This is a genomic window from Pseudorhodobacter sp. E13 (assembly GCF_003991405.1).
GTDB lineage: Bacteria > Pseudomonadota > Alphaproteobacteria > Rhodobacterales > Rhodobacteraceae > Pseudorhodobacter.
In genome coordinates this window covers 558,350-578,660 of the sequence record NZ_RPEN01000159.1, presented here as the reverse complement: position 1 = coordinate 578,660, position 20,311 = coordinate 558,350, and the positions used below count along the sequence as shown (strand labels likewise).

Here is a 20,311-nt window from a genome sequence, read left to right as displayed (position 1 = left end):
CATAATGACATTTTCAGACCAATTTGTCAGAAACCGATAGGATGGATGGAATAATGGCCTATACCCTGACTGTGAACGGCGAAAGCAAAACGCTGGAGATGCCGGGTGATACCCCCTTGCTTTGGGCGTTGCGCGATGGGTTACATCTGACGGGCACGAAATACGGCTGCGGTGTTGCGGCCTGTGGGGCCTGCACCGTGCATCTGGACGGGGTTGCCGTGCGGTCCTGCCAAACCGCATTAGAGGATGCGGTGGGCACGCAGATCACCACGATCGAAGGCATCGGCACCCCTGCGGCGCTGGCGCCGATACAGGCGGCTTGGCTGGAACATCAGGTCGCGCAATGCGGCTATTGCCAGTCGGGCCAGATCATGCAGGCCGCGAGCCTTCTGGCTGAAAACCCGACCCCGACAGATGCAGATATTGACGCCGCGATGGAAGGCAATCTGTGCCGCTGCGGCACTTACCCGCGTATCCGCGCCGCCATTCACTCTGCCGCTGCCAAGATGAAAGGCTGACCCATGGGACGCATGAAAACCATTGCCCGCCGGACCTTCCTGATCGGCTCTGCCGCCATTGCCGGGGGTGTCGTCTTTGGCACCTATGCCTATAAAAAACCGATCCCCAATCCGCTGAAAGCCAGCGCAATCACGCCCTATGTGTTGATTGATGCGCAGGGCATCACGCTGATCGCGCCACGGGCGGAAATGGGGCAGGGGGTGCAGACCACCCTCGCCGCCCTTCTGGCCGAGGAGATGGACTTGGACTGGGATCAGGTGCAGGTGATGCACGGCCCCGCCTCGCGCGCCTATTTCAACGCGGCTGTGCTGGAGGAAGGCGTGCCCTTCGCGCCGACAGATGAAAGCTGGCTGGCCGAAACAGCGCGAGGCGCGATGCATATCCCGGCAAGGTTTCTGGGTTTGCAGATCACGGGGGGCTCGTCCTCCACCCCCGACGCGTTTGACAAGATGCGCGCCGCCGGGGCCGTGGCGCGGGTGGCCTTGGTGCAGGCCGCAGCGCGGCGCGAAGGGCTGGATGCCGCTATGCTGAAAACCGCAAGCGGGGCGGTTGTGCTGCCCGATGGTCGCAAAATCCCCTATGCCGAACTGGCGCAGGATGCCGCCAACAGCGATCTGCCAGAGGTGCCGCCGCTGAAACCGCAATCCGAGTGGCGCTTGCTGGGCACTTCGCTTCCGCGCAAGGATATGCTGGGCAAGGTCACGGGCACGGCGCAATTCACCGCCGATATCCGCCACCCCGGTATGCTGTTCGCCACCGCGCGCAGCAACCCCGGATTGGGCGCCGGGCTGGCCTCTTATGACGCGACGGCGGCCTTGGCCTTGCCGGGGGTGGAAAAGGTGGTTGAGGTTCCAGGCGGGCTTGCGGTGGTGGCCAATTCCACATGGGCCGCGTTCAAGGCGGCAGAGTTGATCTCCTATGACTGGGAACCCGCCCCCTATGCCGCGACCAGCGAAGAAATGCTGGCGCAAACGGCTGCCTCCTTCACCCCCGAAAGCCAAGACAGCCGCAACCGCGACGATGGCGATGTCGAGGCCGCGCTGACAAGCGGTGACTGGTCGGCGGAATATACCGTCCCCTATCTCGCCCATGCGACGATGGAGCCGATGACAGCAGGCGCATGGTTGCAGAACGGTCGCTTGCAGGTCTGGGCGGGCAACCAATTGCCGACCCAAGTGCTGAAAGAAGCCGCAGCCATCACAGGGCTGGAAGAGGCCGCGATTGACGTGGAAACCCCGCTGATGGGCGGCGGTTTCGGGCGTCGGGCCGAGATGGATTTCATCAAGCAAGCCATCCATGTCGCCAAAGCGATGGAGGGTCGCCCCGTCCTGCTGACCTGGACGCGGGAAGAGGATATGACGCATGACGCCTATCGCCCGATGGCGATGGCGCGCATCAAGGGCGCAGTGGCCGACGGCAAGATCACCGCGCTGGATGTGCAGCTTGCAGCGCCCTCGGTGATGGGTTCGCAAATGGGGCGGTTGGGCATGGCGCTGCCCGGCCCGGATGCGACCATCGTGCAAGGCGCGTGGGAACAGCCCTACACTTTCCCCAATTACCGCACCACAGGCTACCGCGTGCCTGCCGGGGTTCCGGTTGGATCATGGCGGTCGGTCGGGGCGTCCCAAAACGCGTTTTTCCACGAATCCGCGGTGGATGAACTGGCGCATCTGGCGGGGGTGGACCCGTTGGAGCTGCGCCTGTCACAGATCGACCACGCTCCTTCTCGCAAAGTGCTGGAAGCGGTGGCCGCGGCGTCCAATTGGGGCAGCGTGCCTGCGGGCCGCGCGCGCGGGCTGGCGTTCTGCCTGTCCTTCGGGGTGCCCACGGCGCAGGTGATCGAGGTTGAACAGGGGCAAGACGGGCTGCGGATGACGCAGGCTTGGGCGGCGGTGGATGTCGGCACGGCGCTGGACCCGTCGATCATCGAGGCGCAGGTGCAAGGCGGCATGATCTTTGGCCTGTCGGCGGCGATCCATGGTGAAATCACGTTTGAAGGCGGGCAGGCCCAACAACAGAATTTCCCTGATTATGACGCGCTGCGCCTGCCATATTGCCCGCCGATCTCGGTGGCGATCTTGCAGAACGGGGATAAAATTCGCGGGGTGGGGGAACCGGGCACGCCCCCCGCCGCCCCGGCACTGGCCAATGCCATTTTCGCCGCAACGGGCCAGCGCCTTCGCAGCTTGCCTCTGGGCAAAGTCATCGCCTTCGCCTGACGCTCATCAAGCCTTGCGGCTTTCTTCGCAGACCCCGCGAAGAGTGCCGCAAGGCAGGATGAGCCGCCCATTGCCCCCGCCGTAAATTCGGTTACCTTTGCCGGATGTTGCGTATCAATGATGACATCACGCTTGCGGATTGGGAATTGTCGGAAAACTTCACACGCTCTTCCGGTCCGGGGGGGCAGAATGTGAACAAGGTTGAAACCGCGGTGGAACTGCGGTTTGAGGCCGAACGCTCCCCGCATTTGCCCGGCCCGGTGAAAACCCGGCTGAAACGGCTTGCCGGACGGCGCTGGACGCTGGACGGGGCCATTGTGATCCGGGCCGAGGAAACCCGCAGCCAGATCCGCAACCGCGAAATAGCGCGGGAGCGGCTGGTCGAGATGATCCGCGCCGCCCTCGTCGCCCCCAAGCGCCGTATCCCGACCAAACCCACCTATGGCAGCCAAAAGCGCCGTCTTGCCGCCAAAGCCGTGCGCGGCACTGTCAAATCCCTGCGCGGCAAAGTGGAGCCTGAGGAATGAGTGAAAGCCTGCCCGAGACCCTGCATGAGACTTTGGCCGACCGCCGCGCTCGCCTGATGGGGCCGAATGTGCCGACCTTCTATCGAAACCCGGTCCATATCGTGCGGGGCAGGGGTGTGCATTTGTGGGATGCAGCGGGCAAGCAATACCTTGATTGCTACAACAACGTGCCCCATGTCGGCCATTGTCACCCGGCAGTGGTCGAGGCGATTGCGAAACAGGCCGCGATTCTGAACACCCACACCCGCTATCACCACGACCTTGTGCTGGATTACATCGAACGGCTGACCGCGCGGCTGGGCCATGGCATTTCGCAATGTATCATGACCTGCACCGGGTCGGAGGCGAATGACATCGCCTTGCGCATGGCGCAAGCGGTGACGGGCAAGATCGGCGTGATCGCCACTGATAACACCTATCACGGCAATACCACGGCGACCTCGGCACTGTCCTCGCGTCGTCCGCCCATCGGGGGCTACCCCGCGCATGTGCGGCTGGTGCCGGCACCTGACAGCCTGCGCAGCCCTGACCCGGATGGCAGCGCCTTTGCGGCCCATATTCAAGCGGCGATTGACGATCTGACCGCCAAGGGTATCGGCTTTTCCGGTATGATGCTTTGCCCCGCCTTCGCCAACGAAGGCATCCCCACCGTTACCCCCGGCTTTTTCGACAAGGCGCAAGCGGTGATCCGCAAGGCGGGCGGGCTGGTGCTTTGTGATGAGGTGCAGCCGGGCTTTGGCCGCATGGGCAGCCATTTCTGGGGGCATGACTGGTTGGGCCTGACGCCCGATGTCGTAACCTGCGGCAAGCCGATGGCAAACGGCCACCCGGTCGCCGCCGTGCTGGCGCGGTCCGATGTGATGGCCGCGTTTCGCAATGCCTTTGGCTATTTCAACACCTTTGGCGGCAATCCAGTGTCCGCCGCCGCCTGCCTTGCCACCCTGCAAGTGATCGACGACGAAGGCTTGCAGGACAATGCCGCCAAGACATCGGCCTATGTAATGGACCGCCTGCGCGCGCTGCGTCACCCGCTGCTGGCCGAGGTGCGCGGCGTGGGCCTGTTCTTTGGGGCCGAGTTCGTGCTGGATGCCAAAAACACCCCCGCCACGGCGTTTGTTGAGGATCTGGTAGAGGTGATGGTGGCCAAAGGTTTCATCCTCAACCGGATTGGCCGCGCCGGGAACACGCTGAAAATCCGCCCGCCGCTGCCCTTCAACACAGACCACGCGGACCAGTTGATCGACGCGTTGCAAGACGCGCTGGCAACGGTTCCGGTGCCGAAATGACCATCGAGGCGCTGGCGCGAGAGGCTTCGGCGCATTGGGGCGGCACCCCGGTCGCCCTGATCCGCAACCGCGAAAATGCCGTGTTTCGCATGGCCTTGCCTGCGGGCCGCTTTGCTGCGCTGCGCTTACACCGGGTCGGCTATCAATCCGACGCGGCGATCCGGTCTGAACTGTGGTTCTGCACCGCCTTGGCCGATCATGGCTTGCCCGTCCCCCGCCCGCTTGCCGCGCAAAACGGCCAGCCGCTTGTTGCCCTGTCCAATGGTCGAGCGGCCTCGGCGGTGGAATGGCTGGCGGGGCACCCTTTGGGCGAGGCAGGCGTGCCCTTGCCCGGCAGCGTGCAGGACCAAGCCGCACGGCACCACGCGCTGGGCCGCCTGTTGGCCGATATTCACAGCATCACCGAAACGCTGTCCCTGCCTGCCGATTTTACCCGCCCTGCCTGGGATGTCGACGGGCTGACGGGCGAGGCCCCGTTTTGGGGCCGGTTCTGGGACCATCCGGCCCTGACCGCCAATGAATCCACCCGCTTGCACGACGCGCGATTGTTCCTGCGCGCGGCCTTGCAATCCCATGACGCGCGCTTGATCCCTGTGCATGCCGATGTGCTGCGCGAGAATATTCTGGTCGATGGCGCGGCCCTGTCATTGATCGACTTTGATGACAGCGGGATGGGTTTCCCGCTGTATGATCTGGGCACCGTGATGTCGCAGAACCTGTATGAACCCGCGCGGGATGAGTTGCGCGCGGCGCTGATCGAGGGCTATCAAACCCGCCGCCCCACAGACCCCCGCATGGTTGATGTGTTCACCTTGGCGCGCACGCTGGCCTCTGTCGGCTGGACGATGCCGCGCCTTGCGCCGGATGATCCGATCATGCGATCGCATATCCGGCGGGCGCTGCTTTGCGCGGATATGGTCATGCGATGATCGGCCTGCTGTATCGCACCCTGCGCAGCCTGTTCTTTCGCCCCCCGATCCTTCAGGTTGGCGCGCTGTGTCTGCGCGGTGAAGGGGCCGCGACCGAGGTGCTGCTGATCCGCAGCCTTGACAGCAACCGCTGGATCATTCCCAAAGGCTGGCCGATGCGGGGCCAGTCGCTGGCCGAGGCCGCCGCCATCGAGGCGTGGGAGGAAGCCGGCGTGCGCGGCACAATCGCGGACAGGCCAATCGGCAGCTATGTTTATGGCAAACGGCGCGGCAGCGGGGTAAAGCAAAAATGCGCCGTGCAGGTCTTTGTGATCGAAGGCGTCACCTTGGCCAAGGATTATCCCGAAGCGGCAATGCGCTATCGCAAATGGTTTCCCACAGCATTGGCCGCGAAGAAGCTGGGAGAGCCGGAGTTGAAACGCCTGATCGAAGCCCTTTCCCCGGAAATGCGCTGATCACCGTTGTTTCTTTGGCAAAAACCGGATAGCTGGCCCCCAATATGTAACACTTTGATGACAGGCCTGCACAATGTCCGACCGCCCGGTAAACCAGTGGAAGACGCTGGACAAAGACCTTAACCGCATCTCGCATCTGGAACAGGCGACGCAATATGTCGCGCGTCCGCTGGTTGCGCCGGGGTTGGGCCTTGCTTTCATCGTGATCGTCGCTGTTGCGGCGGCCATTTTTTCGGGTGGGTCGCCGGATCGCCTGATCGTGATTTCTGCCGCTGTATTCGGGGCCTATATGGCGCTGAACATTGGTGCGAATGATGTGGCCAACAATATGGGCCCGGCGGTCGGGGCCAATGCACTGACCATGGGCGGCGCGATTGCGATTGCGGCGGTTTGTGAAACCGCAGGGGCCTTGATCGCGGGGGGCGATGTGGTGTCAACGATCTCGGGCGGGATCGTGGCACCTGAAAGCCTTGCCGACAGGGCCACCTTTATCTGGGCGATGATGGCCGCGCTGATGTCGGCGGCGCTGTGGATCAACCTTGCGACATGGCTGGGCGCACCGGTGTCGACGACCCATTCGGTCGTGGGTGGCGTGATGGGGGCAGGGATTGCTGCGGCCGGTCTGGCGGCGGTGAACTGGCCAACCATGGGGCAGATTGCGGCAAGCTGGGTCATCTCGCCCGTGCTTGGCGGGGCGGTTGCGGCCCTGTTTCTGGCGTTGATCAAGGCCAAGATCGAATATGCCGATGACAAGATCGCCGCCGCCCGGCGCTGGGTGCCGATCCTGATTGCCATCATGGCAGGGGCCTTTGCGGCCTATTTGTCGATCAAGGGGCTGAAGCGGATTGTCTCGATTGATCTGCCGACCGCTTTGATCATCGGGCTCGGCGTTGCGGTTGTCGCGCAACTGGTCAGCGCGCCCTTGATCCGCAAGCAATCCGAAGGGTTGGAGAACCGCAAGAAATCGCTGAAAAAGCTGTTTGGGATTCCGCTGGTGGCCTCGGCGGCGCTGCTGTCCTTTGCGCATGGGGCGAATGACGTGGCCAATGCGGTAGGGCCTTTGGCCGCCATCGTGCATGCCGTGCAGGATTTTGACACCGCCAGCAAGGTGCAAATTCCGCTGTGGGTCATGGTGATTGGCGCGGCGGGCCTGTCCTTTGGCCTGATGCTGTTTGGCCCCAAACTGATCCGCATGGTGGGCAGCCAGATCACCAAGCTGAACCCGATGCGGGCCTACTGTGTGGCGCTGTCTGCGGCCATCACGGTGATCGTCGCGTCTTGGCTGGGCCTGCCCGTCAGCTCCACCCATATCGCGGTGGGTGCGATTTTCGGGGTGGGGTTTTACCGCGAATGGCACGCCGAACGCCGCGCGCGCGAGCTTGGCATCCTGAAAGGCAAACCCGTCGCCCCCGAGGAACGCAGCCGCCGCAAACTGGTGCGCCGCTCGCATTTCCTGACCATCATCGCCGCTTGGGTCATCACCGTGCCCGCCACGGCCTTGCTGTCGGCGCTGGTGTTCTGGGTCATCAGCACGCTGACGCTGTAACGCGGGTCTGTTGCGGGTTGGGGGCAGAATAAACTTATTAAATTTCAGTGCTTTGTGGTGCTGCGGGCGGGTGCTAACCTCTGCTATAGTTGTGTAGCGGGTTGATGGGGTTTGTGCCTTGGCAGATATGTTGCGTGGTGGCATCGCGATCAATGAAATATTGGTGGACCCGAACGGGGCCACCTCATTCGATACCGATGGCAATGGCACCTCGGCGGCCACGGATGAATTCATCGAACTGGTAAACACCACTGGCGCACCGATCAGCATCGCGGGGCTGCAATTCTGGGATCGCGGCGTGGGCCAATGGTTCACCATTCCCAGCGGGGCCGTGCTGGGGCCGGGCGGGCATGCGCTGATCATCATCGGGGTGCAGCCGGGCGGCAGTTTGCCCACGATGCCCGCAGGCAGCCTGGCTTTCGATGCGGGGCGCGGCTCGGCCGTGATCACCAATACGGGCGATAATGTGGTCGTCTATGACCCGACCGCCAACAGCTATATCGTCGCCCGGTTCAACGGGGCCGCACTGGACAACCCGACCATTGGCGCGGCAGGCTATTCCGGGTTTTCCAGCACCGCCACGCGCATCGGTGCAGGGGAAAATTTCGGCAATGATGTGGATGGGTTTTCAATCCAGCGCGCGCCCGATGGGTCCAACGTCTTTGTGAATAATGAAACCCCGACACCGGGAACCTTCAATGTTTGCTTTACCGCGGGCACGCGGATCGAAACCCCGTCCGGCCCCGTGATGATCGAGGCGCTGCGCCCCGGTGATCTGGTGTTGACGCGGGACCATGGCGCGCAGCCGGTGGTATGGGTCTGGTCGCAAAGCCACACGCCCGCTGCCTTTGTGCAGGATCAGCGGCTTTGCCCTGTCCGCATCGCGCGGAATGCGTTGGGAAATGGCCTGCCCTCCCGCGATTTGCTGCTGTCGCAACAGCACCGCGTGTTGGTGGCCTCGCGCATCGCAGAGCGGATGTTTGGCGCGTCAGAGGTGCTGGTCGCGGCGAAAAACCTGACCGGCCTTGCGGGCGTTGATGTGGTTTTGCCCGAACAGGTGGTCACCTATCTGCACCTGCTGTTTGGCGCGCATGAGATTGTGTTTGCCGAAGGTGCGCCCAGTGAAAGCCTGTATCTTGGCCCGCAGGCGTTGCGGGCAATGGATGCGCCCGCATTGTCGGAACTGGCGCTTTTGCTGGGGGTTGGCACCTCAACCCTGCCGCAAAGCGCGCATCAGCCCGCGCGCTTGTTTGCCGCTGGAAAGCTGGCGCGCAAACTGGTGGAACGCCATGCCAAGAACCACAAGGCGCTGTGGGCCGCGCCGCAGTTTGCCTGAACGTCAGACGATCACATCCATCGCGCTTTGTTCGCCCACGCCAAACACCCGCTTGTAACGCGCGATTTCCGAGGCCGGGCCCATCGCCTTGTTTGGGTTGTCGCTTAGCTTCACGGTGGGGCGACCATTGGCCGAAATCGCCTTACACACAAGGCTGAACGGGGCCAGCGCATCATCCGCCACAAGGCCACGGAAATCATTGGTCAGCATGGTGCCCCAACCAAAGGACACTTTGACCCGGCCTGTAAATTGCTTTTGCAACCGCTCGATGATTTCCACATCCAGCCCGTCCGAAAAGATGACAAGCTTCTGGCGCGGGTCTTCGCCGCGGTCTTGCCACCACTTGATCGCGGTTTCGGCACCCGTGGCCGGGTCGCCGCTGTCGATACGAATGCCTGTCCATTTCGCCAGCCATTCCGGCGCGCGGGCCAGAAAGCCCTTGGTGCCATAGGTATCGGGCAAAATGATGCGCAGATTGCCGTCATGTTCTTCATGCCAATCGGCCAACACCTGATAGGGCGCTTGGGCCAGATCGGCATCGCTTTCCGCCAAGGCGCTGTAAACCATCGGCAATTCATGCGCGTTGGTGCCAATCGCCTCCACCTCGCGGCGCATCGCGATCAGGCAGTTGGAGGTGCCGGCAAAGGCCCCGCCCAACCCTTCCTGCATCGCCTGCACGCACCAATCCTGCCACAAAAAGGAATGGCGGCGGCGGGTGCCGAAATCGGCGATCCGCAACCCCTGAACCTGCCGCAAGCGTTCGATCTTTTCCCACAGTTTGGTCATCGCGCGGGCATAAAGCACTTGAAGTTCAAACTTGCCCATATCGGCCAGCACGGCGCGGCCGCGCAATTCCATCAATACGGCCAGCGCAGGGATTTCCCACATCATCACCTCGGGCCATTTGCCCTCAAACGTCAGCTCATACTGGCCATCGCGTTTTTCAAGGTGATAGGGCGGCAGGCGCAGCCCTTCGAACCATTCCATGAAATCGGGGCGGAACATCTGGCGCTTGCCGTAAAACGTGTTGCCGCGCAGCCAGGTGCTTTCCCCGCGCGACAGGCGCAGGGTGCGGATATGGTCCAACTGCTCGCGCAGCTCGCCCTCATCCACCAGATCGGCCAGCCGGATGCGTTTGGTGCGGTTGATCAGGCTGAAGGTGACATTGGTGTCGGGCTTGTTGCGGAACACCGACTGGCACATCAGCAGTTTGTAAAAATCGGTATCAATCAGGGACCGAACAATCGGGTCAATTTTCCATTTGTGGTTATGCACCCGCGTTGCAATATCGACCATATTCATTCCTTCCCTGCCGGTAACTGCGGTTAAATCAAGCCCCTTGGCACTTGTCCAGCTTGGCTATGGCCTCATCAACCGTTACAAGGGGCGCGAATACAGCAAAACGAGGTATGGATATGAGCGCGAAAGTCTTTATCGACGGCGAGGTTGGCACAACCGGGCTGCAAATCCGTGACCGTTTGCTGGGGCGCAAGGATATTTCGCTGATCTCCTTGCCCGAGGATCGGCGCAAGGATGCAGGCGCGCGGGCCGATGCCTTTGCCGCCGCCGATATCGCCATTCTGTGCCTGCCGGATGATGCCTCGCGTGAGGCGGCGACCATCTGCCAATCGCTGCCCACGCGGTTGATTGATGCCAGCACCGCCCATCGGGTGAACCCGAATTGGGTTTATGGCTTTCCCGAACTTGCAGCGGGCCAGCGTGCGGCGATTGCCGGGGCCAAATATGTTTCGAACCCCGGTTGCTATTCCACCTGCGCCATCGCCTTGCTGCGCCCGCTGACCGATGCAGGGCTGATCGCGCGTGATGACGCTTTGTCGATCTTTGGCATCTCGGGGTATACAGGCGGCGGCAAAGCCATGATTGCCGAGTTTGAAAAAGGTGAGGTGACGGGCAACTTTCTTTACGCCACCACCCAGCACCACAAACACATGCCCGAGGTGATGCATTACGGCCAAGTGTCGGCCACGCCGATCTTTGTGCCCGCCGTCGGGCAATATGCCCAAGGCATGATTGTGCAAATCCCGCTGCGCACCAGCCGCGCGGTGGAACTGCACGCCGCCCTGTCGGCGCATTACGCGGGCAGCCGCTTTGTCTCTGTCCGCCCGTTGGATCAGGCGCAGGCGCGCGAAAACCCGCAGGCGCTGAACAACACCAACAAGCTGGAATTGTCGGTTCTGGGCGATGCAGCCGAAGGGCGTGTGGTTCTGTCGGCCATTCTGGACAACCTTGGCAAAGGGGCCTCGGGGGCTGCGGTGCAGAACCTCAATATCATGCTGGGGCTGGACGAAGGTGCCGGGCTTTAAGCCAGCGCAACCCCTGCCGCTTTCATCTTGTCGACCATGCCCGCCAGTGATCCGTTCAGGTCAATGGCGCGGCACAGGTCCATCCGCACGGTAACTTCAAACCCCAGCGCCGCCGCGTCCAGCGCCGAGAAACCGACGCAGAAATCGGTGGCCAAACCCGTCAGCACCAATTTGGTCAGCCCCCGGCTGCGCAAATAACCCTCCAGCCCGGTGGGGGTTTTGTGGTCATTTTCAAAAAACGCGCTGTAACTGTCGATCTGCGGGCGGAACCCTTTGCGGATGATCATATCCGCGCGGTTGCTGTTTAACGCTTCGTGAAAGGCGGCCCCGTTGGACCCTTGCACACAATGGCGCGGCCACAGCACCTGTGGCCCATAGGGCATATCTACCATGCTGAAAGGCTCTGCGCCGGAATGGTTGTCCGCGAAAGAGGAATGGTCGGCGGGGTGCCAATCCTGCGTCAGCACCACCGCATTGAAATCGGCCATCAGCACGTTGATGCCCGCCACAATCGCATCGCCCCCGGCCACAGCCAGCGCGCCGCCGGGGCAAAAATCATTCTGCACATCAATCACGATCAGGGCGTCTGCCATGGCTGTCTCCTTGTCCTGCGTCAGTTGATACCTTGCCTTTTTGCGCATGGCACGGCAAGAGAATGCCCATGTTTACAATCGCCGCGCTTTATCACTTCACCCGCTTCCCCGACTTTGCAGCCCTGCAACAGCCGCTGCTGGAATTTGGCCGCGCCCATGGTATTCGCGGCTCTCTTTTGCTGGCGTCCGAGGGGATCAATGGCACCATTTCCGGCGACCGTGCGGGGATTGATGCGATGCTGACCCATATCCGCGCCCTGCCCGGTTGCGCCGATCTGGAGCATAAGGAAAGCTGGTCCGAGGATCAGCCCTTTGGCCGCTTCAAGGTGCGCTTGAAGCGTGAGATCGTGACGATGGGCCAGCCCGATATAGACCCGCGCGCTCGCGTCGGCCATTACCTGAACCCCGAAGAATGGAACGCGCTGATCTCTGCGCCGGATGTGGCCGTGATCGACACGCGCAACGATTACGAGGTCGGCATCGGAACCTTCGAAGGCGCGATTGACCCCGAAACCAAATCTTTCCGCGAATTCCCCGCCTGGTGGGAGGCAAACAAGGACCGCTTTCACAACAAGCGTATCGCGATGTTCTGCACCGGTGGCATTCGTTGTGAGAAATCAACCAATTATCTGTTGGGGCAGGGGGTAGAGGATGTCTATCACCTCAAAGGCGGTATCCTGAAATACCTTGAGGAAATGCCGCCAGAGGAAAGCCTGTGGAACGGCGAATGTTACGTTTTTGATAACCGCGTATCGGTGGGTCACGGGCTTGTGCCCGGCCCGTATTTTACCTGCCACGGTTGTCGCCGCCCGCTGGCGCCCGAGGATAAGACGCGCCCCGAATATGAAGAAGGCGTGTCCTGCCATCAGTGCCACGCAGAGCATACCGATGCCGACCGCGCGCGCTTTCGCGAACGGCAAAAGCAGATCGCCTTGGCCAAGGCACGGGGCGAGCGGCATCTTGCCGAAGGGTGAAGAAAACCGCATGACAATCGCGTGAATGTCACTTTGGGAACTATGCGGACAGAATGTCGCGGCTATACTCGGGGCTTCAATCAACAGGAGCATTCACCCATGCGATTCGCAGCTAAAGCATTGATTATCGGCCTCACCCTGAGCGCCGGCGTGGCGATTGCCAAGGAAGGCGTGCAAGATCCGACCGTAAAGGCGCGGATGGACCTGATGGGCACCATCGGCATGAACACCAAGGTTCTGGGCGATATGGCCGGTGGCAAAGCCGCCTTTGACGCCAACGCCGCCGAAGCCGCAAAGGCCGCTTTGTCTGCTGCTGCTGCGCAAATCCCCGCCGCCTTTGAAACCGAAGCTGATGACCCGGTATCCGAGGCACGCCCGGACATCTGGATGAACATGGAAGGCTTTGTCGAAAAGGCCAAGGCGCTGGAAACCGCTGCGGGCGCGATTGATGTGTCCTCGATCGAAGGGGTGCAGGCCGGGATGGGCGATATTGGCGGTGCCTGCAAGGCATGCCACACCGATTTCCGCGCCAAGAAATAAGCGCCCGGAACCGAAAAGGAAAAGGCCAGTCCCGCGTGGGCTGGCCGTTTTGCTTTGGGGCGCAAGGCGCGTCCTATCCGCAGCTGATGCGAGAGATCAGGTTGTTTTCATCCAGATAGAAATCCACCCGCTGCGCATTATATTCCTGCGTCACAATCGCCCCCAGCGGGATGACGCGGTAAGCGCGGGCCATGGGAACCGTGCGGATCATGCCTTCGGGTTGCCCGATCAGGCTTGACAGCTCGCCAGCGCCGCAACTGTCTGGCTCACGCTCCTCCAGCCCATTGTCGGGTGGGGGCAGCGGAACAGGGGGCGCGGGGTCCGGCGCACGCATACATCCGACCAAGCCGATCAGTGCGAAAATCATTAAGGTGGGCTTCATACCAGAATACTCTTGTTGGACGGTGCCATTTTGCACAGGCATTTCCAAAAAGACAGCGCAGGTTTTAGCTTTGCGCGCTGTCGCCCGTGGCTGTGATGGGCTAACAAGGGGCAACGGACCGAAAGGAAACCCCGATGTCTGACCCGCGCGCGCCGCGCCTTGCTGTTTTGATTGATGCTGATAACGTGCCCGCCTCCTATGCCGAGGCGATCTTTGAAGAGATCGCGGGGCTGGGCGAAGCCTCGGTGCGCCGCATCTATGGTGACTGGTCCGCGCAGCGGCTGGGCGGCTGGGCGCGCAAGGTGGCAGCCTTGGGCCTCGTTGCCGACCAGCAGTTTTCCAACACCAAGGGCAAGAATGCGTCCGACATCGGCCTCGTGATTGCGGCGATGGATTTCCTGCACTCGGGCCTGTTTGACGGCTTTGTGCTGGTCAGTTCCGACAGTGATTTCACCCGGCTTGCGGCGCGTATCCGCGAACAGGGGCTGGACGTCTATGGCATCGGTGAGAAGAAAACGCCCGAGGCGTTTCGTATGGCGTGCAAGCGGTTCATCTATGTCGAAAACCTTGGCAGCGATGAAAGCGATGATCGCGCGCCAGAGCCTGCGCGCCCGGTGGTCAGGCCAGACCGTGGCATGATGCCCGAAATGCCGGCAGAGCCTGCGCCTGCCCGTGGCCCCAAGGAAGCCCCCGCCAAGGCCATTCCGCTGATCATCGCCGCCATGCGTGCCATTGACCCAGAAGGGGAATGGTATTCACTGGGCCAGATTGGCCAGTATATCACCCAAGGCGCACCGGATTTCGATACCCGCACCTATGGCAGCGCCAAGCTGTCAGACCTTGTGCGCAAGATCAGCCGGTTTGAGGTGAAACCCGGCCCCGGTGGCCAGCTTTTGGCGCGGGACGTGGCCTAGCGCGTTGCGCGGGCCTACAGATCGCGCAAGGCGTCCATGATCTGGGCCATCGCCTCGGCGCAGGCGGCCACAGGCAGCACCGTGCCATAGGTCAGGCCATGCCGCGTTTGTGCCAGTTCCAAGGGTTTGCCTTTGGTCGCCGCAAGGGCAAGCCCGTCCAGCCGCGCGAAAATCGCTTGGGCGTGGGGCGCGTCCTTCTGGAAACACAGATGCAGCCCGATGCGCCGCTCATTCGTTTGGCGGGTCAGGCGCAGATGCACTGTGTCTGGCAATCCTTGGATAAAAAAGCGCAAACCGGGGCCGTTGGCGCGCAGATCAACGGTCAGGCGCGGGGGCAGGGCGGCGCGCAAACCATCGTATAGCGCGTGCCAATAGGCCCGGTGCCGCGCCGCCTTCAACGCCTGATCGGGCGTTGCGGCTTGCACTTCGGCCAATCGCATCGGCCCCGCAAATCCCGCGCCCCCCACCGCCTGCCATTCCGCCAGATTGCGCGCCCATTCCGGGTAGGCCAATTGCAGCGGGGCAGAGTTCCAGAACTTATCCGGCCCGATGGCATGCAGAACAACGGCCTCTCGGCACCCTGCGGCGATGATCGGGTGGTTGAAGCGCTGGTCCAGCAGATGCAGCGGCACCCCGCCTGCCGCCGCACAGAAGTAAACGGCCAGCTCATCCACCGAATGTGCCCCGGTCTGCGCCATCAAACGCGCGGCCATGGCGTAAAGATCGTCAGTTGATAGCTGCCCCCGCACCCCCGGTCCCATGCCCAGCACCCCACCGTTCAGCAAGGGATAACTGCCATCGCCGCGCAGATCGGCGAAACGCTCCATCACCTCGGCACGCCGGGCAAAGGCACCTTCGGGCAACGGGCGCCACGCCAGCGCGTCAAAGGCCCAGATCGGGCCCAGATCGCCCTGAATCAGTATGTCCACATCCAGCCACAGGCATTTTTCAAACTCGGCCAGCAGGTTGGGCAACTCGAACTTGGCAAAGATCATCGGGCTGTAAAGCGCAAGTGCCGCGCTGATGTCTGTGCCCGCCCCAAAGCGTGCCGCCAGATCGGCCGGTGTGAAAGGGCGGAACGCGATGTCGGGCCAAAGCGCGCGCAATTGCGCCTGCTGGTCCGCATCCAGCCCATCGTGGAACACCACGAAGACCCCCTCAAACCCCGGATTGTGCCGCGCGAACCCGGCGATCAGGCTGCCAAGGGCAAAGGCATGATCTGCCGATATCGCGCAAACAATCGCGCGGCGCTTGGTTGTGTTGGCTTTGATCACGCTGCGCGCCCCGATGGTTCTGCCTCTGGCCCGCAGTCTGCAACCCCGCCCTTTCGCTTGCAAGCGGCTTGGATCAGCGCATCCCGTTTGCATTTCCGCCGCGCTCAGCTTATCTGGGCTGCACGCAGAGTGACCGAGGGGCCAAGCAACAGATGAACTGGATCACCAACTACGTCCGTCCGACCATCAACTCCCTGTTTTCGCGCCGGGAGGTGCCGGAGAACCTGTGGACCAAATGCCCCGAATGCGGCACCATGCTGTTCCACCGAGAGTTGAAGGACAATCAGAACGTCTGCACCTCTTGCGATCATCACATGGCGATCACGCCGCGCGAACGCTTTGCTGCCCTGTTTGATGGCGGTATTTTCACCGAGGTGAAAGTGCCCAAACCCGTTGCCGACCCGCTGCATTTCCGCGATCAGAAGAAATACCCCGACCGCCTGAAGGCCGCCCAAAAAGCGACAGGCGAACATGAGGCGATGCTGGTTGCAGAAGGTGAAATCGGTCGCACCCCGGTGGTCTGCGCCGCGCAGGATTTCGCCTTCATGGGCGGTTCCATGAGCATGTATGTTGGCAATGCAATCATTGCGGCGGCAGAGGTGGCGCTGGCCAAAAAGCGCCCGCTGGTGCTGTTTTCGGCAGCAGGCGGCGCGCGGATGCAAGAGGGTATTCTGGGCCTGATGCAGATGCCTCGCACAACCGTTGCCGTGGAAATGCTGCGCGAGGCCAAGCTGCCCTATATCGTTGTGCTGACGCATCCGACGACAGGTGGCGTGACGGCTTCTTATGCGATGCTGGGCGATGTGCAGATTGCCGAACCCAATGCCCTGATCGGCTTTGCCGGTGCCCGCGTGATCGAACAGACCATCCGCGAAAAGCTGCCCGAAGGGTTCCAGCGCGCCGAATATCTGCTCGATCATGGCATGCTGGACCGTGTCACCCATCGCAAGGAGATGCGCGATGAACTGGTCACTGTGCTGCGCATGTTGATGCAATTGCCGCCCGCCGTGCGCGGCGATCTGCCCGCCCCCGCGCCAGAGCCAGTGCCAGAGAAAAAGCCAGAGCCACCCGCAGCAAAACCAGAGGCAACCGAAAAGAAGGCCGCGCCAAAGTGACGAACAGCCGGTCTGATGCGTTGCTGCAACGGATGATGACGCTGCATCCGAAGATCATTGACCTGACACTGGACCGGATGGAACGGCTTTTGGCCGCACTCGGCCACCCGGAACGCCACCTGCCCCCCGTGATCCATCTGGCGGGCACCAATGGCAAGGGCAGCACCCAAGCGATGATCCGCGCGGGGCTGGAGGCTTCGGGCCTGCGCGTTCACGCCTATACCAGCCCGCATCTGGCGCGGTTTCACGAACGCATCCGGCTGGCCGGAAAGCTGGTTGATGAGGACGCCCTGTCGCAGCTTCTGGATGAATGTATCACCGCCAATGGCCCCGACCCGATCACCTTCTTTGAGGCGACGACCTGCGCGGGTTTTCTTGCGTTTTCGCGGGTTCCGGCGGATTATCTGCTGCTGGAGGTGGGGCTTGGCGGGCGGCTGGATGCAACCAATGTTGTCGACAAGCCCGCGCTGACCGTCATTACCCCAGTATCGTTGGACCATCAGCAATATCTGGGCACGACCGTTGCCGCGATTGCTGGTGAAAAGGCCGGGATCATCAAGCGCGGTGTGCCCTGTATCGTCGGCCCGCAAACCCCCGAGGGGTTAGAGGTGATTGAGGGCAAAGCCGCCGCGATGGGCGCGCCTTTGCATGTGTTTGGCCAGCATTGGCACTGCTTTGAAGATCGCGGGCGCATGGTGTTTCAGGATGAAAACGGCTTGCTCGATTTGCCGCTGCCCAATCTTCCCGGCCCGCATCAGGTGCAGAACGCAGGGGCAGCCCTGATGGCGTTGCGCGTCTTGGGCAAAGGTGACGCAGAGGCCGCCGTGACCCGCGCTTATTGGCCTGCCCGCATGCAACGGCTGACCCAAGGGCCGCTGGTCGATGCCGCACCGAAGGTGGAATTGTGGCTGGACGGCGGGCATAACCCCGCCGGCGGCGAGGCTGTCGCCGCCACGCTGGCCGCCATGCCCAAACGCCCGACACATCTGATTTGCGGCATGCTCAACACCAAGGACGTGACCGGCTATATGCGCCCCTTGGCCCCGCATGTGACCACGCTGTCGGCTGTGTCGATACCGGGTGAGGCAGCGACCCTGTCGGCCACCGAAACCTGTGCTGCCGCGCGCGCAGCGGGCATCGCGGCAGAGGAAGCAGCATCGGTGCAAGCGGCGCTGGCGGCCATCGTCGCACGCGATCCGATGGCGCGGGTGTTGATTTGCGGCTCGCTCTATCTGGCCGGGCATATCCTGCGGGAAAACGGTTAGGTAACGCCGGGTAGCGGGCGGGGCAAAAAGCCATTAGGCTTTGACCCCGAACGATGCAGCCAGCAAGGCCTTCCCGATGTCCCATGTCTTTCCACGTCACAGCAAGCTTAACCCGCCCACCGCCGTTGCGGGCGAGGGGTGTTACCTGATCGACAGCACGGGCAAACGCTATCTCGATGGATCCGGCGGGGCGGCGGTGTCTTGTCTTGGCCATGGCGACGCCGAGGTGACAGCCGCGATCAAGGCGCAGTTGGATAGGCTTGCCTTCGCGCATACCGGCTTTTTCACCTCTGAACCCGCCGAGGCGCTGGCCGACTTGTTGATCGCACAAGCCCCGGCAGGGTTGGACAGGGTCTATTTCGTCTCGGGCGGGTCCGAAGCGACCGAGGCCGCGATCAAACTGGCGCGGCAGTATTTTGTTGAGCTTGGCCAGCCGAACCGCAGCCGTCTGATTGCCCGCAAGCAAAGCTATCACGGCAACACCATCGGCGCGCTGTCTGCGGGTGGCAACGCATGGCGGCGGGCGCAATTCGGGCCTTTGCTGCTGGATGTCAGCCATATCGCGCCTTGCTATGATTACCGGCTGCGCACGGCGGGGGAATCACCCGAAGACTATGGCCTGCGCGCCGCCAATGAACTGGAGGCGGAGATCCTGCGCCTTGGCCCGGAAACCGTGATGGCCTTTATGGCCGAACCGGTTGTCGGGGCCACGGCAGGTGCGGTGCCCCCCGCCCCCGGCTATTTCCGCCGTATCCGCGAGATTTGTGACCAATATGGCGTACTGTTGATTTTGGATGAGGTGATGTGCGGCATGGGGCGCACCGGCACGCTGTTTGCATCGGAACAAGATGGCATCAGCCCCGATATTGCCTGTATCGCCAAAGGCTTGGGCGCGGGCTATCAGCCGATTGGTGCGATGCTGTGTTCCGGCCAGATCTATGACGCCATTGCCGCAGGGTCGGGGTTTTTCCAGCACGGCCACACCTATATCGGCCATCCGGTTGCCACAGCGGGTGGCTTGGCCGTGGTGCAGGCCATTCTGGGCCGGGGCCTGTTGCCGCAGGTGCGCGCGCAAGGCGACAAGCTGGCCGCCGCGCTGTTGGATCGGTTCGGTCAGCATCCGCATGTCGGCGATCTGCGCGGGCGGGGCCTGTTTCGCGGGGTGGAACTGGTGGCCGACCGCGAAAGCAAAGCGCCGTTTGACCCGGCTTTGGGCCTTGCCGCCAAGATCAAGAAAGCGGCGTTTCAGGCAGGGCTTATCTGCTATCCGATGTCTGGCACGATTGACGGGCGCGCGGGCGATCACGTTTTGCTGGCCCCGCCCTTCATCATCAGCGATGCACAGATTGACGAGCTGACAGACAAGCTGGAAACGGCGATCACGGCGGCGCTTGGCGGGCGCGTCAGGTGATCCAGATGCAACGCGAAACGCCGTAAACCGCCTTAGAAGGAGGGCGGTGAGCAGGCCGAGACGATGACACAAACGCAGTCGCCGGTATTGCGGAAACGGTGCGGGATGCGGCTGTCGAACAGATAGGCATCGCCGGGGTGCAGGGTTTCGGTGCGGTCGCCCACCGTCACCTCTATCGTCCCTTCGATCACAATCCCCGCCTCTTCGGAGTTGTGGCTATACATCTCGGGGCCGGTATCTGCGCCGGGGGCATAGCGTTCATGCAGCATTTGCAGCGTATGATTGCGCGCATCCCCGACCTGCCGAAACGAAAACGGCTTTGCATCTGCGTCCGTTTTCGACAACAAATTCGCGGGATTGATCTCGCGCAGGTCCTCTTTGCGGAAAAACACGGCGTTCTGTTCGGTGAAATCATCGGCAAAAAACTCGGCCATCGACATCGGCACCGCATCCAGAATGCGTTTGAGCGATGAAATCGACGGGCTGGAGTGATTCTGTTCGATCTGGGAAATCATGCCATTGGTCACACCCGCGCGCCGTGCCAATTCACGCTGTGACAGCCGTCGCAAAGTGCGTGCCGTGCGCAGACGGTCGCCGATGTCGATACTGTCGCTTGGCGCGCTTTCCGGCATAATTTCCAATCAAACCCCCCGTTTTTTCTTTTCAAAACCCTAGGCGAAAACGGGCCAAAACCCAAGAAGT

General features: G+C 62.1%; 20 protein-coding genes. 15 read left to right on the top strand and 5 right to left on the bottom strand.

The genetic code is table 11. The annotated features are described in order from the left end of the window. Positions 1-53: 53 nt before the first annotated feature. The 8 genes from EGN72_RS18870 (at position 54) to EGN72_RS18835 (ending at position 8,817) form a co-directional block, all read left to right on the top strand. On the top strand, positions 54-518 hold the full coding sequence (locus EGN72_RS18870; protein ID WP_127050442.1) for a (2Fe-2S)-binding protein: 465 nt from the start codon (positions 54-56) through the stop codon (positions 516-518). Positions 519-521: 3 nt separating this feature from the next. After that, positions 522-2,738 (top strand): xanthine dehydrogenase family protein molybdopterin-binding subunit, encoded by a 2,217-nt coding sequence (locus tag EGN72_RS18865; protein WP_127050440.1) that lies wholly within the window; start codon positions 522-524, stop codon positions 2,736-2,738. A 104-nt stretch (positions 2,739-2,842) separates the two neighbouring features. After that, positions 2,843-3,265: an alternative ribosome rescue aminoacyl-tRNA hydrolase ArfB gene (arfB, locus tag EGN72_RS18860; RefSeq protein ID WP_127050438.1), complete on the top strand. Its 423-nt coding sequence runs from the start codon at positions 2,843-2,845 to the stop codon at positions 3,263-3,265. Continuing rightward, positions 3,262-4,551, top strand: a complete 1,290-nt coding sequence (locus EGN72_RS18855; RefSeq protein WP_233587192.1) for an aspartate aminotransferase family protein — start codon at positions 3,262-3,264, stop codon at positions 4,549-4,551. Before arfB ends, EGN72_RS18855 begins: the two co-directional genes overlap by 4 nt. After that, positions 4,548-5,480: a phosphotransferase enzyme family protein gene (locus EGN72_RS18850; RefSeq protein WP_127050436.1), complete on the top strand. Its 933-nt coding sequence runs from the start codon at positions 4,548-4,550 to the stop codon at positions 5,478-5,480. The genes EGN72_RS18855 and EGN72_RS18850 overlap by 4 nt, the downstream gene beginning before the upstream one ends. Further along, positions 5,456-5,935 carry an NUDIX hydrolase gene (locus EGN72_RS18845; protein WP_233587191.1) on the top strand — a complete coding sequence of 160 codons (480 nt, stop codon included), beginning with the start codon at positions 5,456-5,458 and terminating at the stop codon, positions 5,933-5,935. The genes EGN72_RS18850 and EGN72_RS18845 overlap by 25 nt, the downstream gene beginning before the upstream one ends. A 73-nt stretch (positions 5,936-6,008) precedes the next feature. Further along, positions 6,009-7,481, top strand: coding sequence for an inorganic phosphate transporter (locus EGN72_RS18840; protein ID WP_127050434.1), 1,473 nt, complete (start codon positions 6,009-6,011; stop codon positions 7,479-7,481). A 127-nt stretch (positions 7,482-7,608) separates the two neighbouring features. Beyond that, positions 7,609-8,817, top strand: coding sequence for a Hint domain-containing protein (locus EGN72_RS18835; protein WP_233587196.1), 1,209 nt, complete (start codon positions 7,609-7,611; stop codon positions 8,815-8,817). A 3-nt stretch (positions 8,818-8,820) separates the two neighbouring features. Here the strand turns inward: EGN72_RS18835 and pncB are convergent, their stop codons facing one another. After that, positions 8,821-10,113 carry a nicotinate phosphoribosyltransferase gene (pncB, locus tag EGN72_RS18830; protein ID WP_127050429.1) on the bottom strand — a complete coding sequence of 431 codons (1,293 nt, stop codon included), beginning with the start codon at positions 10,111-10,113 and terminating at the stop codon, positions 8,821-8,823. A gap of 119 nt (positions 10,114-10,232) precedes the next feature. Here pncB and argC point away from each other — a divergent pair, with 119 nt between their 5' ends. Continuing rightward, on the top strand, positions 10,233-11,141 hold the full coding sequence (argC, locus tag EGN72_RS18825) for an N-acetyl-gamma-glutamyl-phosphate reductase (RefSeq protein WP_127050427.1): 909 nt from the start codon (positions 10,233-10,235) through the stop codon (positions 11,139-11,141). Here argC and pncA read toward each other — a convergent pair. Next, entirely contained in the window at positions 11,138-11,734 is a 597-nt protein-coding gene (gene pncA, locus EGN72_RS18820) for a bifunctional nicotinamidase/pyrazinamidase (protein WP_127050425.1), read from the bottom strand. The two genes, argC and pncA, sit on opposite strands and share 4 nt — an antisense overlap. 68 nt (positions 11,735-11,802) lie before the next feature. Between pncA and EGN72_RS18815 the strand changes: the two genes are divergently transcribed. Further along, positions 11,803-12,708 (top strand): rhodanese-related sulfurtransferase, encoded by a 906-nt coding sequence (locus EGN72_RS18815; RefSeq protein WP_127050423.1) that lies wholly within the window; start codon positions 11,803-11,805, stop codon positions 12,706-12,708. Positions 12,709-12,807: 99 nt separating this feature from the next. Continuing rightward, positions 12,808-13,248, top strand: coding sequence for a cytochrome c (locus EGN72_RS18810; RefSeq protein ID WP_127050421.1), 441 nt, complete (start codon positions 12,808-12,810; stop codon positions 13,246-13,248). 73 nt (positions 13,249-13,321) lie between these two features. Here EGN72_RS18810 and EGN72_RS18805 read toward each other — a convergent pair whose 3' ends face one another. Next, positions 13,322-13,630 carry an I78 family peptidase inhibitor gene (locus EGN72_RS18805; RefSeq protein ID WP_158623228.1) on the bottom strand — a complete coding sequence of 103 codons (309 nt, stop codon included), beginning with the start codon at positions 13,628-13,630 and terminating at the stop codon, positions 13,322-13,324. A 134-nt stretch (positions 13,631-13,764) separates the two neighbouring features. Between EGN72_RS18805 and EGN72_RS18800 the strand changes: the two genes are divergently transcribed. Continuing rightward, on the top strand, positions 13,765-14,544 hold the full coding sequence (locus tag EGN72_RS18800) for an NYN domain-containing protein (protein ID WP_127050417.1): 780 nt from the start codon (positions 13,765-13,767) through the stop codon (positions 14,542-14,544). A 14-nt stretch (positions 14,545-14,558) separates the two neighbouring features. Here the strand turns inward: EGN72_RS18800 and EGN72_RS18795 are convergent, their stop codons facing one another. Beyond that, positions 14,559-15,818, bottom strand: a complete 1,260-nt coding sequence (locus EGN72_RS18795) for a glycosyltransferase (RefSeq protein ID WP_158623227.1) — start codon at positions 15,816-15,818, stop codon at positions 14,559-14,561. A 152-nt stretch (positions 15,819-15,970) separates the two neighbouring features. Here EGN72_RS18795 and accD point away from each other — a divergent pair, with 152 nt between their 5' ends. The 3 genes from accD to EGN72_RS18780 all read left to right on the top strand — a co-directional run bounded on the left by accD (position 15,971) and on the right by EGN72_RS18780 (position 19,609). Next, a complete protein-coding gene (accD, locus tag EGN72_RS18790; protein ID WP_127050414.1) occupies positions 15,971-16,933 on the top strand; it encodes an acetyl-CoA carboxylase, carboxyltransferase subunit beta in 963 nt (320 codons plus the stop codon). A 32-nt stretch (positions 16,934-16,965) separates the two neighbouring features. Next, positions 16,966-18,198, top strand: coding sequence for a folylpolyglutamate synthase/dihydrofolate synthase family protein (locus EGN72_RS18785; RefSeq protein ID WP_370323344.1), 1,233 nt, complete (start codon positions 16,966-16,968; stop codon positions 18,196-18,198). Between the two features lie 76 nt (positions 18,199-18,274). After that, the gene (locus EGN72_RS18780; protein WP_127050410.1) at positions 18,275-19,609 is read left to right on the top strand and encodes an aspartate aminotransferase family protein; all 1,335 of its coding nucleotides are present in this window, start codon (positions 18,275-18,277) and stop codon (positions 19,607-19,609) included. Positions 19,610-19,641: 32 nt separating this feature from the next. On the opposite strand, the gene EGN72_RS18775 is transcribed toward EGN72_RS18780, so the two are convergent. Beyond that, a complete protein-coding gene (locus EGN72_RS18775) occupies positions 19,642-20,241 on the bottom strand; it encodes a cupin domain-containing protein (protein ID WP_199743781.1) in 600 nt (199 codons plus the stop codon). Positions 20,242-20,311: the final 70 nt, after the last annotated feature.

Coding starts and splice junctions, on each gene's coding strand:
- argC (WP_127050427.1), top strand. CDS start 10,233: ATGAGCGCGAAAGTCTTTATCGACGGCGAGGTTGGCACAACCGGGCTG.
- arfB (WP_127050438.1), top strand. CDS start 2,843: ATGTTGCGTATCAATGATGACATCACGCTTGCGGATTGGGAATTGTCG.
- EGN72_RS18780 (WP_127050410.1), top strand. CDS start 18,275: ATGTCCCATGTCTTTCCACGTCACAGCAAGCTTAACCCGCCCACCGCC.
- EGN72_RS18835 (WP_233587196.1), top strand. CDS start 7,609: ATGTTGCGTGGTGGCATCGCGATCAATGAAATATTGGTGGACCCGAAC.
- EGN72_RS18810 (WP_127050421.1), top strand. CDS start 12,808: ATGCGATTCGCAGCTAAAGCATTGATTATCGGCCTCACCCTGAGCGCC.
- EGN72_RS18805 (WP_158623228.1), bottom strand. CDS start 13,630: ATGAAGCCCACCTTAATGATTTTCGCACTGATCGGCTTGGTCGGATGT.
- EGN72_RS18855 (WP_233587192.1), top strand. CDS start 3,262: ATGAGTGAAAGCCTGCCCGAGACCCTGCATGAGACTTTGGCCGACCGC.
- EGN72_RS18870 (WP_127050442.1), top strand. CDS start 54: ATGGCCTATACCCTGACTGTGAACGGCGAAAGCAAAACGCTGGAGATG.
- EGN72_RS18865 (WP_127050440.1), top strand. CDS start 522: ATGGGACGCATGAAAACCATTGCCCGCCGGACCTTCCTGATCGGCTCT.
- EGN72_RS18775 (WP_199743781.1), bottom strand. CDS start 20,241: ATGCCGGAAAGCGCGCCAAGCGACAGTATCGACATCGGCGACCGTCTG.
- accD (WP_127050414.1), top strand. CDS start 15,971: ATGAACTGGATCACCAACTACGTCCGTCCGACCATCAACTCCCTGTTT.
- EGN72_RS18800 (WP_127050417.1), top strand. CDS start 13,765: ATGTCTGACCCGCGCGCGCCGCGCCTTGCTGTTTTGATTGATGCTGAT.
- pncA (WP_127050425.1), bottom strand. CDS start 11,734: ATGGCAGACGCCCTGATCGTGATTGATGTGCAGAATGATTTTTGCCCC.
- EGN72_RS18840 (WP_127050434.1), top strand. CDS start 6,009: ATGTCCGACCGCCCGGTAAACCAGTGGAAGACGCTGGACAAAGACCTT.
- EGN72_RS18815 (WP_127050423.1), top strand. CDS start 11,803: ATGTTTACAATCGCCGCGCTTTATCACTTCACCCGCTTCCCCGACTTT.
- EGN72_RS18850 (WP_127050436.1), top strand. CDS start 4,548: ATGACCATCGAGGCGCTGGCGCGAGAGGCTTCGGCGCATTGGGGCGGC.
- pncB (WP_127050429.1), bottom strand. CDS start 10,113: ATGGTCGATATTGCAACGCGGGTGCATAACCACAAATGGAAAATTGAC.
- EGN72_RS18785 (WP_370323344.1), top strand. CDS start 16,966: ATGATGACGCTGCATCCGAAGATCATTGACCTGACACTGGACCGGATG.